The sequence below is a fragment of the Winogradskyella damuponensis genome, from assembly GCF_039538385.1.
Classification (GTDB): domain Bacteria; phylum Bacteroidota; class Bacteroidia; order Flavobacteriales; family Flavobacteriaceae; genus Winogradskyella; species Winogradskyella damuponensis.
In genome coordinates this window covers 90,021-105,308 of sequence record NZ_BAABCB010000002.1, presented here as the reverse complement: position 1 = coordinate 105,308, position 15,288 = coordinate 90,021, and the positions used below count along the sequence as shown (strand labels likewise).

The 15,288-nt window shown below is 33.8% G+C and carries 17 protein-coding genes; 12 read left to right on the top strand and 5 right to left on the bottom strand.

Annotation, left to right across the window (positions count from 1 at the left end):
* Window positions 1-45 precede the first annotated feature (45 nt).
* The gene (locus ABD730_RS00520) at window positions 46-1,323 is read left to right on the top strand and encodes a replication-associated recombination protein A (protein WP_344711833.1); all 1,278 of its coding nucleotides are present in this window, start codon (window positions 46-48) and stop codon (window positions 1,321-1,323) included.
* A 4-nt stretch (window positions 1,324-1,327) separates the two neighbouring features.
* Here the strand turns inward: ABD730_RS00520 and ABD730_RS00515 are convergent, their stop codons facing one another.
* The 4 genes from ABD730_RS00515 to radC form a co-directional block, all read right to left on the bottom strand.
* Window positions 1,328-2,143 carry a hypothetical protein gene (locus ABD730_RS00515; RefSeq protein ID WP_344711831.1) on the bottom strand — a complete coding sequence of 272 codons (816 nt, stop codon included), beginning with the start codon at window positions 2,141-2,143 and terminating at the stop codon, window positions 1,328-1,330.
* A 10-nt stretch (window positions 2,144-2,153) separates the two neighbouring features.
* A complete protein-coding gene (locus ABD730_RS00510) occupies window positions 2,154-2,840 on the bottom strand; it encodes a YjjG family noncanonical pyrimidine nucleotidase (RefSeq protein WP_334470474.1) in 687 nt (228 codons plus the stop codon).
* Window positions 2,837-4,132 carry a polysaccharide deacetylase family protein gene (locus ABD730_RS00505; protein ID WP_486389693.1) on the bottom strand — a complete coding sequence of 432 codons (1,296 nt, stop codon included), beginning with the start codon at window positions 4,130-4,132 and terminating at the stop codon, window positions 2,837-2,839. Before ABD730_RS00505 ends, ABD730_RS00510 begins: the two co-directional genes overlap by 4 nt.
* 212 nt (window positions 4,133-4,344) lie before the next feature.
* The gene (gene radC / locus ABD730_RS00500) at window positions 4,345-5,043 is read right to left on the bottom strand and encodes a RadC family protein (RefSeq protein WP_215927657.1); all 699 of its coding nucleotides are present in this window, start codon (window positions 5,041-5,043) and stop codon (window positions 4,345-4,347) included.
* Window positions 5,044-5,136: 93 nt separating this feature from the next.
* On the opposite strand from radC, the gene ABD730_RS00495 reads away from it, so the two are divergent.
* The 6 genes from ABD730_RS00495 (at window position 5,137) to ABD730_RS00470 (ending at window position 9,269) form a co-directional block, all read left to right on the top strand.
* Window positions 5,137-5,724, top strand: a complete 588-nt coding sequence (locus tag ABD730_RS00495; RefSeq protein ID WP_344711826.1) for an FMN-binding negative transcriptional regulator — start codon at window positions 5,137-5,139, stop codon at window positions 5,722-5,724.
* A gap of 10 nt (window positions 5,725-5,734) precedes the next feature.
* On the top strand, window positions 5,735-6,142 hold the full coding sequence (locus ABD730_RS00490; protein WP_334470481.1) for a hypothetical protein: 408 nt from the start codon (window positions 5,735-5,737) through the stop codon (window positions 6,140-6,142).
* Between the two features lie 75 nt (window positions 6,143-6,217).
* The gene (locus ABD730_RS00485) at window positions 6,218-7,105 is read left to right on the top strand and encodes a dienelactone hydrolase family protein (RefSeq protein ID WP_344711824.1); all 888 of its coding nucleotides are present in this window, start codon (window positions 6,218-6,220) and stop codon (window positions 7,103-7,105) included.
* A gap of 87 nt (window positions 7,106-7,192) precedes the next feature.
* A complete protein-coding gene (locus ABD730_RS00480; protein WP_344711822.1) occupies window positions 7,193-8,137 on the top strand; it encodes a tRNA dihydrouridine synthase in 945 nt (314 codons plus the stop codon).
* A 131-nt stretch (window positions 8,138-8,268) separates the two neighbouring features.
* On the top strand, window positions 8,269-8,829 hold the full coding sequence (locus ABD730_RS00475) for a hypothetical protein (protein WP_344711820.1): 561 nt from the start codon (window positions 8,269-8,271) through the stop codon (window positions 8,827-8,829).
* On the top strand, window positions 8,826-9,269 hold the full coding sequence (locus tag ABD730_RS00470) for a hypothetical protein (RefSeq protein WP_344711818.1): 444 nt from the start codon (window positions 8,826-8,828) through the stop codon (window positions 9,267-9,269). Before ABD730_RS00475 ends, ABD730_RS00470 begins: the two co-directional genes overlap by 4 nt.
* Window positions 9,270-9,315: 46 nt before the next feature.
* Here the strand turns inward: ABD730_RS00470 and ABD730_RS00465 are convergent, their stop codons facing one another.
* The gene (locus ABD730_RS00465; protein ID WP_344711815.1) at window positions 9,316-10,722 is read right to left on the bottom strand and encodes a cyclodeaminase/cyclohydrolase family protein; all 1,407 of its coding nucleotides are present in this window, start codon (window positions 10,720-10,722) and stop codon (window positions 9,316-9,318) included.
* 248 nt (window positions 10,723-10,970) lie between these two features.
* On the opposite strand from ABD730_RS00465, the gene ABD730_RS00460 reads away from it, so the two are divergent.
* The 5 genes from ABD730_RS00460 to ABD730_RS00440 all read left to right on the top strand — a co-directional run bounded on the left by ABD730_RS00460 (window position 10,971) and on the right by ABD730_RS00440 (window position 15,135).
* Complete coding sequence (locus tag ABD730_RS00460) at window positions 10,971-12,815, top strand: PLP-dependent aminotransferase family protein (RefSeq protein ID WP_344711813.1); 1,845 nt, start codon at window positions 10,971-10,973, stop codon at window positions 12,813-12,815.
* Window positions 12,816-13,154: 339 nt separating this feature from the next.
* Window positions 13,155-13,457, top strand: a complete 303-nt coding sequence (locus ABD730_RS00455) for an ArsR/SmtB family transcription factor (RefSeq protein ID WP_344712312.1) — start codon at window positions 13,155-13,157, stop codon at window positions 13,455-13,457.
* A 55-nt stretch (window positions 13,458-13,512) separates the two neighbouring features.
* On the top strand, window positions 13,513-13,749 hold the full coding sequence (locus ABD730_RS00450) for a thioredoxin family protein (RefSeq protein WP_115818578.1): 237 nt from the start codon (window positions 13,513-13,515) through the stop codon (window positions 13,747-13,749).
* 11 nt (window positions 13,750-13,760) lie between these two features.
* Complete coding sequence (locus ABD730_RS00445; protein ID WP_344711810.1) at window positions 13,761-14,168, top strand: OsmC family protein; 408 nt, start codon at window positions 13,761-13,763, stop codon at window positions 14,166-14,168.
* Window positions 14,161-15,135: a permease gene (locus tag ABD730_RS00440; protein ID WP_344711808.1), complete on the top strand. Its 975-nt coding sequence runs from the start codon at window positions 14,161-14,163 to the stop codon at window positions 15,133-15,135. Before ABD730_RS00445 ends, ABD730_RS00440 begins: the two co-directional genes overlap by 8 nt.
* Window positions 15,136-15,288: the final 153 nt, after the last annotated feature.

The following is a 15,288-nucleotide window of genomic DNA, read 5'->3' as shown; positions in this document are numbered from 1 at the left end:
GAAATTAAATTAATACATCACAAAAGCATTTTGTAATTTTGAATTATGAATATTCCATTAGCAGAACGCCTTAGGCCAAAAACACTAAACGATTATTTAAGTCAACAACATCTAGTTGGCAAAGACGGTGTGCTTTATCAGCAAATTAAAAACGGTGTAATTCCTTCACTTATACTTTGGGGGCCTCCAGGTATTGGAAAAACGACACTTGCTAATATTATTGCCAATGAATCTGAACGTCCGTTTTTTAAATTAAGTGCCATCAATTCTGGGGTAAAAGACATCAGAGAAGTTATTGATAAAGCAAAAAAAAGTGGTGGTATGTTTACCACAAAAAACCCTATTTTGTTTATTGATGAGATTCATCGTTTTAGTAAATCGCAACAAGATTCACTTTTAGAAGCTGTAGAAAGAGGCTGGATTACCTTAATAGGAGCAACCACCGAAAATCCAAGTTTTGAAGTTATCTCTGCATTACTTTCTAGATGCCAAGTTTACATTTTAAATGCATTTAGCAAAACAGATTTAGAAGATTTACTTCAACGCGCAATGACTGAAGACTCTAAACTTTCTAAATTAAATATTGAATTAAAAGAGACAGAAGCACTACTTCGATTGTCTGGTGGTGATGCTAGAAAACTGCTAAATATTTTTGAACTATTAGTTGCTTCATTTGAAGGTGAAGAAATTATTATCACTAATGATTTAGTGATGAAACAAATCCAAAACAAATCTGCTCGATACGACAAAACAGGAGAGCAGCATTATGATATTGTTTCGGCATTTATAAAGTCCATTCGCGGAAGCGACCCAAATGCTGCTGTGTATTATTTGGCACGAATGATTGAAGGAGGCGAAGATGTAAAGTTTATTGCAAGACGACTCTTAATTCTCGCTAGTGAGGACATTGGAAATGCTAATCCAACGGCTTTAGTTATTGCAAATAATACCTTTCAGGCGGTTTCTGTAATTGGCAATCCAGAATCTCGAATTATATTAAGCCAGTGTGTCACTTATTTAGCCAGTTCGGCAAAAAGCAATGCAGCATACGAAGCTATAAACAAAGCCCAACAATTAGTAAAAGACACTGGTGATTTATCGGTTCCAATAGCAATGAGAAACGCTCCTACCAAACTAATGAAAGAATTGGGTTATGGAGATCAATATAAATATTCGCACAGTTACGAAAACAACTTTGCAGCTCAAGAATTTTTACCACAAGAAATTGCCAATACAAAACTATATAATCCAGGAAATAATGCTCGTGAACAAGCACAGCGAAATTATTTAAAAATGCTTTGGAAAGATAAATATGGTTATTAGTGGTTTAGAACTTAATGTTCATTGCTGTTTTATCACCTAGTTCTCCATTGTTTTCAGAATAGTACCAAAATCCGTCTTCTTTAAAAACAATGGCACTCTTCCCTTTAACAATAAATACATTTTCTGCTGCAGTGCTCAGTAAAATCATAACAATTTTTGGTTCTGAATTTACCAATTGAAAACCGTTTTTAATTTCTTGGGCATAATGTAAATCTGAAAAATCATGTGTTGTAGAAACCACTTCTGTTTTAACACTTTCTACTTCTTCAGTTTTAGTTGTTTCAACAATTTTATTTTCTGGTGTTGCTACTTTAATAGTACTTTCATTTACACTTCCCGTTTCAGCATTTACAGGCTTAACCATTACGTCTGCTTTAGGAACATATTTATAATTAAAATTTTGGAAGGTTACAAAAGCATCTCTCAAAGCTAGGTTATATGCTTTTTTATACTCTTTTACTCGCGACTCTCCTATTTGAGATGTCATAACGGTAACGCCGTAACAATCTTTTAGCGAAATTAACAGCTTTGTTTTAAATATTCCACCTCTTTCTTTAGTTACTTCAGCGGTTAATGCCAAACAACGATTCTTTTTTAAATCCTCTGGAAATTCATCAACGTCACCTGCAAAAAAGGCCTCATAACCATATTTGTTAAATAGAAATTTCGTTAGAGAATTTAATTGATATTGGTCTTCTGTATTAAAAAAATCAAACTTTTGAGGTACAATAATATACTTGTAATCATTTATACTTTTTTGAGCTACACCATACCAACTCACAAGCATAAATAAAACTAAAACTACTATTTTCTTTGACATATTATTTTTTTTAAAGGTGATTAACAAGCGTTTTTAAATTGGTTATGCGTTTATATTTATGATTATTATGGGTATCCTTATAATCAAAATGAATGGTATCCATACCTATATTATGAGCTCCCTCAATATCTGCTTCTAGACTGTCTCCAATCATAACACTTTCGTGAGGTTTAGCCTTTGCCCAATCTAACGCAAAATTAAAAATTTTAGGGTTTGGCTTTTTCACTCCTACCATTTCAGAGTTTGTAACTGTTTTAAAATACGGTTTAATATTTGAAGTGGTCATTTTTTTATCCTGAGCTTCTTCAAATCCATTAGTAATAATATGAAGCTGGTATTTATCCTTCAGATAATTTAGAATTTCAAAAGTCCCATCAAACAAATGATTAAAAGTTGAAAGATGATCTATATAACTTTCAGACAAATGGTATATCATTTCGTCTTCAACTTTGACTCCTATTTTATCAAAAGTTTCTCGTAATCTCCCATACCGTAAGTTTGATTTTGTTACTTTTTCTTCTCTATATAATTTCCAATATTTAAAATTTATAGGTTCGTAAACTCTTAAAAAATCATCGAGATTTACTTCAATAGTATTCAGCTTAAATATCTTTTCAAACGTTAATCCTGAATTTTTATCAAAATCCCAAAGGGTATGATCTAAATCGAAAAACACATGTTTTATTTCGTTTTTCATTCTGATGATTCTAATATTAAATTAAATAGTGATTTAAAACCTTTCCAGCGGTCAAGATCACTAAAGCTATAATTATGAAACACAGCAACAAAAGTACCATTCACGGCTTTAACTTCGTTAATTAACTTTTGTAAATGCTCTGTTTTATCGAGCTCTGAATTGTATTTTAACAATGCATAATCTAAACACTGATACGGATTAATTTGCAACGGCGTTTGCACTTCGTAATCTAAATCGTAAAACTGAAATGGTGTACACGTACCTGCTCTAAAACCTAAGGTATCAATATAACCCATTGTAAAATCTTGATTAATTTCTAATTCTACTAAATTACGATAAGACGTAGGCAAATTGAGTTTAGAAAACGAATGACGAACCGCTTTTAAATCGGTATGTGTAATTCCTTCCATTCTAATCTTTTCCGCTTTAAGTGTCTTGATATTATTTAAAGAAAAATATGATGCTTTTATTCCAACATCGCAATAATCTGCAACCGATTTTATTAAGGATACAAATGATTTTCTATTCGTACTTATGTTTTTATCGTAGGTTGAATAATCTCCTATTAAAAACAATACTATAAATTTAAAATCGTATTTTTTTTGTTTTCTAATTATCCACTTAAAAGTATCATAAGGATCGCGTTTAAAACCCATTAAAACTAAATAACGCGTGTACGTTTGTTTCAATTTAAAACGTCCGAGGTCATTTAAAGTTCCTCCAATAGTTCGCAATAAACCTTTATGTTTAAAATAGTAAGCCATGGGTACATCTATCACTGGCTTAACGTTATATTTACGTGTTGTAAATTTGTAATCTGGAAACCGCTCTTGCAAAACAGCTTGAAGCTTATAAGCCCAAATATCTACAACAGGTTGGTTAATAAACTTATGCTGAGACGCTAAACTTTCAGATGCTAAAAACCGACCATAATCATCCTTAACATGTGGTAAATATTCTTCGTATCTACTTAATAAATAAAAAGAGGCGGCAAAAATATCGAATGGTAAATCGCTTCGATCTCCTGTAGAGAAAAATCCTTTTGTGTTCTCCCATTGCTGTACGCTAATATCAATATCTGACAGCCCTGTTTCAAACAACAAATTATTGCTTCTTACAAACAACTCATGACTTAAAGGTTGTCTTGCGTAAGACATTTTAAGACTATCGTGTGCTATAAAATCTTCAACTTTAGACGTAAAACCAATTTCTAAACCTAAAATTCGTTTACATATATGCTTAAACGTATAAGTAACGCGAGGTGTGATTTTATGTGTATAAACGAGTAGCATAAGGCATTGCGGATTCCAAAAGTTAAAAATAACAAATTCCAACTCTAATTGCCCTAATTATATTGGTAATCCTAATTGACCTTTATTTAAAAAATTTTGATTTGGCTTTGGAAAGTTAATTTATAGCTAGGGCAAATTCCAAATTAAAAACAATAAATTCTATAGCTTTTCAAAATAACATGAGATTTAAGATTTCTAAGTTTTAGAATTGCTTAAAGACTATTTTCATCTGCGAAACTATAATAAGCATTTTCAGTAATGATTAGATGGTCTAAAACCGAAATATCTAAACTCTGAGCTGCCACTTTTAACTTTTGAGTTATCGCTTTGTCTGCTTGACTTGGTTTTAAAGTCCCTGAAGGATGATTATGACACAATATTAAGGCTACAGCTCCAACTTCTAATGCATTTTTGAGTACCAAGCGAACATCGACTAAAGTACCTGTAATACCTCCTTTACTTAATTGATTTTTCTGAATGACTTTATTCGAATTATTGAGATATAAGATCCAGAATTCCTCATGCGGTAAATCTCCAATAACAGGTTGCATAACATCAAAAACCGAACGACTCGATGTTATTTTATCTAATTGAAGTGCGTCTTCTAAGCGACGACGACGTCCTAATTCTAATGCCGCAGCAATAGTTATCGCTTTGGCTTCACCAATACCTTTAAACTCCATTAATTGTGCAATAGATAATTTACCTAAAGCATTTAAGTTGTTACCTACACTCGCAAAAATACGTTTACATAATGCTACAGCACTTTCTTCTCTGTTGCCAGAACCAATTAAAATGGCTATTAATTCAGCATCACTTAAAGACGTTTTCCCTCTGTCTCTAAGCTTTTCTCTTGGCTGATCGTCTTGTGACCAATTTTTAATTGAAAATGAAGTTAACTTCTTTGCCATGCATTAAAGATAAAAAAATTGTAAATTTAAGCGTCTATAAATGTTGAAGTAATTTAATAATCAATAGACGTAAATCTTAAAATCACAAACCTATTGTATCCTCCACAACATCACCAAGATAATGACACCAATCACATGGTTGACGTTATAAAAACCTATCCTTTAGCAACGGTTATTTCTGTACAAGACAATCAACCCGTAATTACACATTTACCTTTAATTTATAAAGAAGGCAAACTCATTGGCCATATTGATATAAACAATCCGCAAGCTAAATTATTAAAGGACAATAAGGAGGTTACTCTCATTTTTGCAGGACCAGAATGTTATATTTCGCCTAGTATTTATTCTACAGCACAACTTCCTACGTGGAACTATATTAAAGTACATCTAAAAGGTAAAGTAAAAGCTATAGAAAGTAAAGCGGCTCTAAAGCAATCCTTAATTTTAATGACTGAATTTTTAGAAGCACCAGACCATAAATACATTTTAGACCCCAACCATCCGCGTTTAGACAAAAACCTTAACTATATTGAAATGTTTGAAATTACGATTACCAATTGGGAAGGTAAATTTAAACTCTCTCAAGACAAAAAACCAAGCGACATCAAAGCGGCTCGAGAAGAATTAGTTAGAGCCAATCAAGAAAGTATTACTCAATTTTTAAATAAAATATTCTAAACAAAAACCAATGAAGTATCTATTTACATTATTTATTATCCCTGCACTTTTATTAAACACCACAACCAATACAAACGACTTTATTGGCAAATGGAAAGGTGAAGACAAGAATGAGATTGGCTATATTATTTTTGATGATGAAGGTTATGCCGCTTTTGAAATTAATGGACAAACTATTGGAGGTAAAGAATTCTTTATGAATGGTAAAAAAGGAAAAATGACTTACACCATTAATTACGACACTAATCCAATTGAAGTTGATTTTACTATGACAAAAATAGAATCTGGTGAATCAAAGAAAATGTTAGGCATCGCAGAATTTACAGATGAAGACACTTTAAAATTTAATATAAATTTTGATGCAGCAAGACCCACTGAATTTGATGACGACTCTATTATCTTAACACGTGTTAAATAATTATAAAATACGGATTTGCGTTTTCAAAATTTGTAATTTAATCAATTGATTATCCATGATATAAAACAGCAACTTATGAAAGACTTAAAAAAAGAAGACATTAAACAAGACGTTTTCGATTTATACGATGATTACGCACATAACAAACTCAACCGAAGACAGTTTGTAGAAAAACTATCTTTATACGCTGTTGGAGGAGTTACACTATCATCATTATTAAGTTTTATGTCGCCAGATTATATCACTAATTTAATGGTACAACCAGATGACCCAAGCTTAGATTCAGATTATATAACTTATGAATCCCCAAAAGGAGGTGGTACCATCAAAGGCTTATTATCACAACCAAAGGACAACAAAACAAAATTACCTGGAGTTATTGTGGTACATGAAAACAGAGGTCTAAATCCATATATTGAAGATGTAGGCAGGCGCACCGCAAAAGCAGGTTTTATCTCATTGGCGCCAGATGCTTTGAGTCCGCTTGGCGGCTATCCCGGCAATGACGACGATGGAAGAACAATGCAAAAAACACGTAACCAGCAGGAAATGCTCGAAGATTTTATTGCAGCTTATCATCACCTTAAAAATTACGACAACTGCGATGGCAATGTTGGTGTCGTTGGCTTTTGTTTTGGAGGTTGGATTTCTAATATGATGGCTGTTCGTTTACCTAACTTAGGCGCTGCAGTGCCGTATTATGGCCGACAACCAGAAGCTGAAGATGCTGTAAAGATTAAAGCGCCACTCCTACTCCAATATGGCGAATTAGATACCAGAGTTAATGCAGGTTGGCCTGCTTTTGAAAAAATCTTAAAAGCCAATGGTATTGAATATACAGCTTATATCTATCCTGAAGTGAATCATGGTTTTCATAATAACACGACTCCACGTTATGATAAAGCAGCAGCTACTTTATCTTGGGAACGTACCATTGCTTTTTTTAATAAACATTTAAAATAAAGAACCTCTTACATTCATCAATATAATAAGTTAGTTTTTTGTTATTTAGCAGTCGCATAAAAACGCAACCTAAAAACACAAAACGAAATGCCGCTTACGCTATTATCTTCACCTCTACAAGGGTTTACAGACTTCCGATTTCGGAATGCCTTTAACCACTATTTTGGAGGCATTGACACGTTTTATGCTCCTTATATTCGATTTAATAAGAAATTAATAATCAAAAATTCTTATCAAATAGATTTGCAACTGGAAAATAATACTGACCTCGAAGTCATTCCACAAATTATGACCAATAGAGCTGATGAGTTTTTATTCGTGGTTGATTACATTCAGGAATTAGGCTATAAAGAGTTGAACTGGAATTTAGGCTGTCCCTATCCAATGGTAACGAATCGTGGTATGGGTTCTGGATTGATTTGCGACCCAGAAAAAATCAATCATATTCTTGAGCGTGTTCATAAAGAAACAGACATTGTGGTCTCTATGAAAATGCGAATGGGCTACGAACATCCGGAAGAAATTTTAGACACCTTCCCTATTTTAGATGCTTATCCGCTAAAGAATATTGCCATTCATGCACGTATTGGAAAACAACTCTATAAAGGAGGTGTCAATCTTGATGCTTTTGAAAAATGTATAGAAAGCACCAAACACAAATTGTATTATAATGGAGATATCACCTCTGTAGCAAAGCTAAAAGAAATGCAAACCCGTTTTCCTAGTATCGATCATTTTATGATTGGCAGAGGATTAATTGCTGATCCGTTTTTACCAAGCATGATAAAAAACGACACGACTGAATATCCAGAAAACCGATGGGATATTTTTAGAGAATTTCACGACACTATTTATCAGCAATACGATGCCGCGCTTTCTGGACCAACTCCTATAAAAATGAAAATGCAAGGTTTTTGGGAATACTTTGCGCAGTCGTTTTCTAATCCACAAAAAACCTTTAAGAAAATAAAAAAGGCCAATAATCCAAGAGCATACCAACAAGCCGTTACTGAAATATTAAAAAACGGATAAGTTTAAGTCTTATTAACTTAACTCTAAATTTCTACGCTACAATTTGCCTCTTAAAAATTTTCTTAGACCTTTGCATCTTCTAAGACTAAGTTATCAAACTTAGCCCCAAAGCAAAAAACTAAAATTTCTTAATGAGGAAACATAAAGCCATTCGATTTTTAATGGTCGCTACTGTTTTATTTACACAGGTTACATTTTTAACCATGATTGTAAACGCGCATTACGAAACCAACGCTGCCATAATTATAGCGGCACTTGTTATTATACTCACCATCGTTTTTGGATACCGCTACTTAGATTTACACCATGAAGATTACGCCTACGAAAAAATATCAGTCGTTATTTGGGTGCCAATTGGTGCGGTATTATGTTACCTCTTAAATATCCATGGAGGCTTAGGAAGTATTTTAGCCATGGGTATTGTGGGTACTTTGGCATCATTTGTACCATCGCTAAATAAAAAATCGAACTATTTACAACAACTACCAGCAAGTATCTATTGTGGAGCTTTTGTAGGTATGTCTAGTGTAGCAACCACTCCATCTATTGGTTTTGTTCTTGCTGCAGGCACTTTGGCAGGCTTGTTTTTTATGATGTCTAAAAACTTATTTCTCGGTGTTGGCGGAAAATTAGGCACCATGGCATTTGCTGGTGTTATCACTGCGACTCTAATTTATTCATTCATAGCATGAATACATTTATCCTCATCATCACCGGAATTTTAGGCGCCACACTCACCTACTTTGTTAGCGAACACTTACGACTTGGCGCTGTAAAAGCGTCTGCTTTACTCTCACTCATTGTAGGCTTATTTTTTTATATCTTCCCTAACCTACTCAATAGCTATTTAACAGAACATCTACCTATTGTATTTGTTGGCACCTCGTTTATTGGGATGGTTTCTGCTAAAACCTTAAAAAGTTACACCTTGCTTGCCATAGCAGGAGCGCTATTCACTGGGATTTACATTACGAAAAGCCATGTCTTTGATGGTTATGGAGGTGCACTTGGCGCACTTGCCTTTATTGCTCTTCTTACCACTATGGGTTTTGCTTTTGTAGTCTCAAACCCGACTAAAATTAAACGTAAGGTTGTTTTGGTGTGGCAGAGGGTTTTTAGTTCTGGGGAATAGGGTTTTGGTGTTAAGATTTTTATGTTATAAAATTTAAATTGACATGTTAATAATACAATAATTTTAATTCTTCTAAACGTATAGCCATTGCCTCTACTGAAACATTAAATTTTTCAGATAAAGAATGAAAATGCTTATTATCAAATGACTCTGTGGATGCCAATTTACGCGATAACCCACGTAGGTTTTTACATTCCTTCCTTAATTCACCAACACTTCGTCCTCCAAATTGAAAAGCAGAATCCTCGTTTAGTTCAAAAACTTTATATGAATAAATATTTTCGAACTCTCTTCTCACCAATTTATTGGGCATTAAAAAATTTGTAGCGAACTTATCTGCTTCAATTTCCACAATATCACGTGTATTTCTTTGACCAATACATTCCACAGCTATATCTCTATGTAAAACCGGTTGATCATGAAGTATTGCATGTCCCAATTCATGTGCTGCTGTAAATCTCTGTACTTCTTTTGGAAACTTATTTGACACCATAACTAATTTGTTCGGTTGATCGATTACACCTGCAACTTCAACTATTTCATCATTTTCATTAGGAACCCCATAACTTGAAGATGAAAAATAATCAAAACCTAAAGCTTGTCTTAATACAATATCTGGTCGTAAAACCTCAAATTGATTACTAGGAACCTTCTTTTTCCAGATTAAATGCTTATTTACCCATATTAGATTTTGTAAATCTCTCACGCATTCTTCAATCTTAACATTCTTCTTACCACGATATTTAGCCCTTAATTTACTTAAACCTTCAAACAGAGGAATTTTTTGATTAAACTCATTCCGTAGTATTTCAATCTTTGCATTAGCTAGTTTATTTAGCTTTTGATTGTCTTTGTCTAAATCATTAACCCTATGGACTATTGATTTTGTGTATTCATATTCATCACTATTAAATGAAAGGACATTTAGACGTATAATAGCAATGCATCCAGACAATGCTGAAACAGCACCACTTATCCCAACTTGCGAGTCGCCACGAGCAGCCCGAAATCCATTATCAAAAACAAAATCTCCAATTTCAGCTATTTCTTTACAGAGCTCAGCAATTTGGAAAGGTATAGCAATAGATATTTTTAATTCTTCAAGTGCCTCTCTTCTGAGTTGATTCTTCTTTGCCTCATCAGTTTCTATGTCACGAGCTTTTCTTAACTTTATAGTCTTGTCAAACTGTTCAGAATCAAATTGAAATAAATCTTCGAGTTTCGGATAAATTCTACCTTCAATTTGATCTTGAAAATCTAAGAGTTGATAGATACAATGAGAGTAAAGGTGTTTTCTTTTTTCTTCAGCACATAAGCTTATTACTGTTGATATTAATTTAGCCGAAACCATTCCTTGAAATGCTGCTGCACTTCCGGATCCAGGTTTATGATTACCTGCTCCAAATTTCTCCATCAACTCTTTTACAGTCCTTTCTATCAAGTTCAACTCCATATTATATTATTTTAAACAAATATACTTTTTTTAGACAAATCACTGTTAAAGAAACCTAGCCTACATACTTGTAAATAAAATAATTATGCTTCATTATTTCACTATTAAAATTAAATTAAAACAATTAAAGCGTCATTTTATTTATTTTAATAAAAAAAATAATCAATACTGGAACACAAAACACCTTGTAAGGCTTTCAGTAAAACCTCAACTAACGTATCTTTACAAATCATTATAAAGTGGCAATCATGCAAGACAATAAAACCCTAAATTACATAAAAGACGTTCTAAGCAACATGCCAACTGACTGGTTAGGTCTAACCACGCATCGTTTAGATATTTACAATGAGAAATTAGCTAAAACACAGTTTTTAGATGAGTTTGAGTTGTTATTTAATGCCAATAGCACTGAGCCATCGGCATTAAACGAATTACCAACCGCTTACGATTATATTCGTTTAGGGCATCCTTTATCTTGTATTTTAGAATGGGCCATTGCCAACTTACATGGACTACAACCAGAACAGGTGATTAGTTTTTCGTCACAAACGGTTCCTGTGTTGTCTATTTTAAGAACAAATTTATTAGAAAACAAAAAGACCCAAATTGTATATACAGGCGAACTTCCAGAATTTTTTGATGCTGATATTATCAAGCAGGTGTATGGTTATAATTTCGATATCATAAAAATTGATAGTACAGATGCTATTCTAGAGTTTAAAGGCAGTACGGTTTTCATTTCAGAACAACATGAATTCTCTACAACTGAGCTTAACCCAAATATTGACTTTTATATTAATAATCATGCCCATTTAGGAAGTGTATTATTAGTTAATGGTGAGCAAAACCATGGTTATATTTCAGACATTCAGCATGTGAGACGTCGCGAAACGATTGCTATGACCCCTGCGAATTGTCTAGTGGCTTTAAAAGCGTTAACCGAACACACTCCGATTACCAATGAAGACAGTGACTTTGAAGCAAACAAAGCCAGTGTTTTAAATTCCATTAAGGAAATTAACGGCACAACGTCTCAGCCTTTAGTCGGTTCTAGCGGATTATCGGTTCAGTATGCCATTATGATGGGCTTGGTAGACTATTCCTTAGAACACCATAAAGGCAAAGCGATTAAGTTTGTGGTGCCACCAAATTGTTATGGAGGCACCAATGACCAAGCCAGACGTGTTGCGGCCTGTTTAGATAATGTGGAAGTGGTCGATTTACCAGTAGATGGTGATAATGATATGGTGCAAAGTATCCATACCGTTTTAGATAAAATTGCCCACGACGATGCCATTCCTTATATCATTGCTGAAATCCCAACCAACCCGCGTGTTGAAGTTCCGGATTTACAAAAATTAAAAGAAGCTTTAAGCAAAGAACGTAAAACGGCTTCTGGAGACATCGCGATAGATCCTGTGTTTATATTAGATCAAACCTTTTGTCCTAATGTGCACTTTTTAGGTGAAGGTGAAATATTATCTTCAGTGCGTACGATTTCTTATGCGAGTGGTTCTAAATTCCCGAGTGGTGGAAAATGTACAGCGGGTTATATTGTAGGAAATGCTAAAGTAGATGCTTTAATGGATAAAATTGCATTGCATTTGACGCTTTGCGATAATGAGGCGACTGCGCTTCAATACGAGATATTGGCTAAGCAATTACCATCTATGAATCAGCGTATTGCGGAGGCGTATAAAAACACACGTGAGTTTGTGAATTTTATTCATGACACCTTACCAGAAGCGAAAATCAATTTTGTTTCAGAAGAATTGGCAGCACAAGGGTTTACTCCTTCAGTGTTTTCATTAGACCTTCCTACAAAAGGCAATACTCCTGAAGAAAAAGAAACTTATAAACGTGCTTTAAATCATAGATTAATCAATTTAATGATTACCGAAATCCCTAACGAAAGCAAGTATTGCGTGAGTTACGGACAGTTAAAAGGCTGTTATTGGACCATTCCTGCAACCTCAACACAAGGTACTACCAAAGAAGGTGACAAAGATTATATTGCACGTGTGTCCTTATCTCCAGATTTAGATTTGGAAAAGCATAAAGCAGTGTTTTTGGAATTTGTTTCTAAGATTTAAGAATCACTGAACCTGTCCTAGCACATCATTTCGAGTGTTTATTGATTCGAAGTGCAACAAAGAATACATGAATGTATCGAGAACTATTAGATTGACTAAAAGTTCTCGGTACATTTTTTTTTAAGACTAAATTATTCACTAGTTGTTATTCTGAGGGAAGCATAACCGAAGAAGCTGTATCTACTATTAACATCTTGGGTAATTGAAATGCTTCGCTCTATTCTGAATGACAGCAGTACTCAAAAGATACTTTCCCTTATAATATATCTAATAATTAAGCTAATGTGACAAATGTCACATTTTAACCCAAAAACCAATCGTAAATTTACGATAAGAGACATGAAAAGAAGTTTAGAAACCATAGAGTACCAGAAAAATACCGAAGCCTTAGCCAAATTTGCTAAAGCATTAGGACATCCAACACGAATTGCCATATTGAAGCATCTCAAAAATCAATCGTGTTGTTTCACAGGAGATTTAGTAGATGTCTTTCCGTTGGCACAATCTACAGTATCTCAACATTTAAAAGAATTGAAAAATGTGGGTTTAATTCAAGGCGAATTAGAATCACCTAAAATAAAGTACTGTATTAATCACGATAACTGGAAAATTGCAAAAGCATTGTTTCAAGATTTTTTTTGATTGATATTTTTTTCAAAACCCTATCGTCTATTGGCGATAAACAAATAATTGTATTATGAGTAAAGTAATTAAAATATTAGGAACCGGATGCCCAAAATGTAAATCAATGACTAATGTGGTTAAAGACGTCGTTAAAGAACACAACATTGATGCTACTATTGACAAAGTTGAGGACATCATGGAAATTATGAAATTCAACATTATGACGACTCCTGCTTTAGTCATCGATGATGTTGTTACCATAAAAGGCAGAGTCCCTTCAAAAGACGAAGTATTGAAACTTTTAAATTAAAATGAACGGTTATGAATTATCAAATCAAAGCCTCTTCCTTATCTAATGAAGATGCTATTATTCATATCAAAGCATCAGATATAGATTTTGGCACAACGTCTAAAACCGCTGAAGCTTTACCCAATCCTGCCGAATTATTCTTAGGTTCATTTGCCGCTTGTATGCTTAAAAATGTGGAACGTTTTTCTACTATGATGAAATTTAGCTACACCAAAACAATGCTTAATGTTAGTGCTACACGTCTCGAAAATCCGCCACGAATGGAAAACATCAATTATGATTTAACCATTTACACCAAGGACGATAAATTGAATGTAGAATTATTAAAAAAGAATATTGAAAAGTTTGGAACTATTTACAATACTATCAAATTATCCTGTTCTATTTCTGGCACCATTAAAACCTTAAAAAATGTTTAATTGGTTACAACATTTTGCCGATTGGTTCATCTATTCTGTCTTAGGCATTGGTGCCGAAACCCATTTAGGAGTGGCACTCAATTTCTTTGTGTACGATACGCTTAAAATTCTGATTCTGCTTTTTGTTATCGTTTTTATCATGGGCATTGTAAATGCTTATTTCCCCATTGAACGCCTTAAAGATTATCTGAACAAAAAAAAGCTTTACGGTTTAGAATACTTTTTCTCTTCCGTTTTTGGAGCCATAACACCGTTTTGTTCCTGCTCTTCGGTACCATTGTTTATTGGTTTTGTACAAGGCGGCATTCCCTTAGGTGTCACCTTTTCGTTTTTAATCACCTCACCATTAGTAAATGAGGTTGCGGTAGCCATGTTTATAGGTATGTTTGGTGTAAAAGCCACATTAATTTATGTCGCTTCAGGTATTTTATTAGGTACGATTGGTGGTTGGCTTCTTGGTAAATTTAATCTTGAACCCTTACTATCCGATTGGGTAAAACAGATTCTCAAAAACAAAATGCAACAAGCCCAATTTGAAGAAGAACACAAAACGTTTTACCAACGCTTACCTGAAATTATAAACGGAGCTTGGGATATTGTAAAAAGCGTTCTCCTCTATGTCATTATTGGTATTGCTATTGGAGCAGCCATGCATGGCTATGTTCCAGAAAACTTTTTTAGTGCGTATTTAGGAGGTGGAGAATGGTGGACTGTACCTATTGCCGTATTAGTTGCCGTACCAATGTATGCCAACGCAGCAGGTATTGTGCCTGTGATTCAAGTTTTTGTTGCTAAAGGAGTGCCTTTGGGTACAGCTATCGCTTTTATGATGGCAACCGTAGGTTTATCTATTCCTGAAGCCACCTTGCTAAAAAAAGTAATGTCCTTAAAATTGATTGCCATTTTTTTTGGTGTTGTTACGCTTTGTATAATACTTTCAGGTTACGTCTTTAACATCTTATTATAAATCTACACAGAAATGGTAATAGATAATTAAATCATCTGTGTGTTTTATAACAGGCTTGTATGATGTTATTATTTTCATCGGATTATTACAACAAACACTATTCCTTATTTTTAATGCGTTCAACTTCTACACAAGACAACGCTACATAAGAAG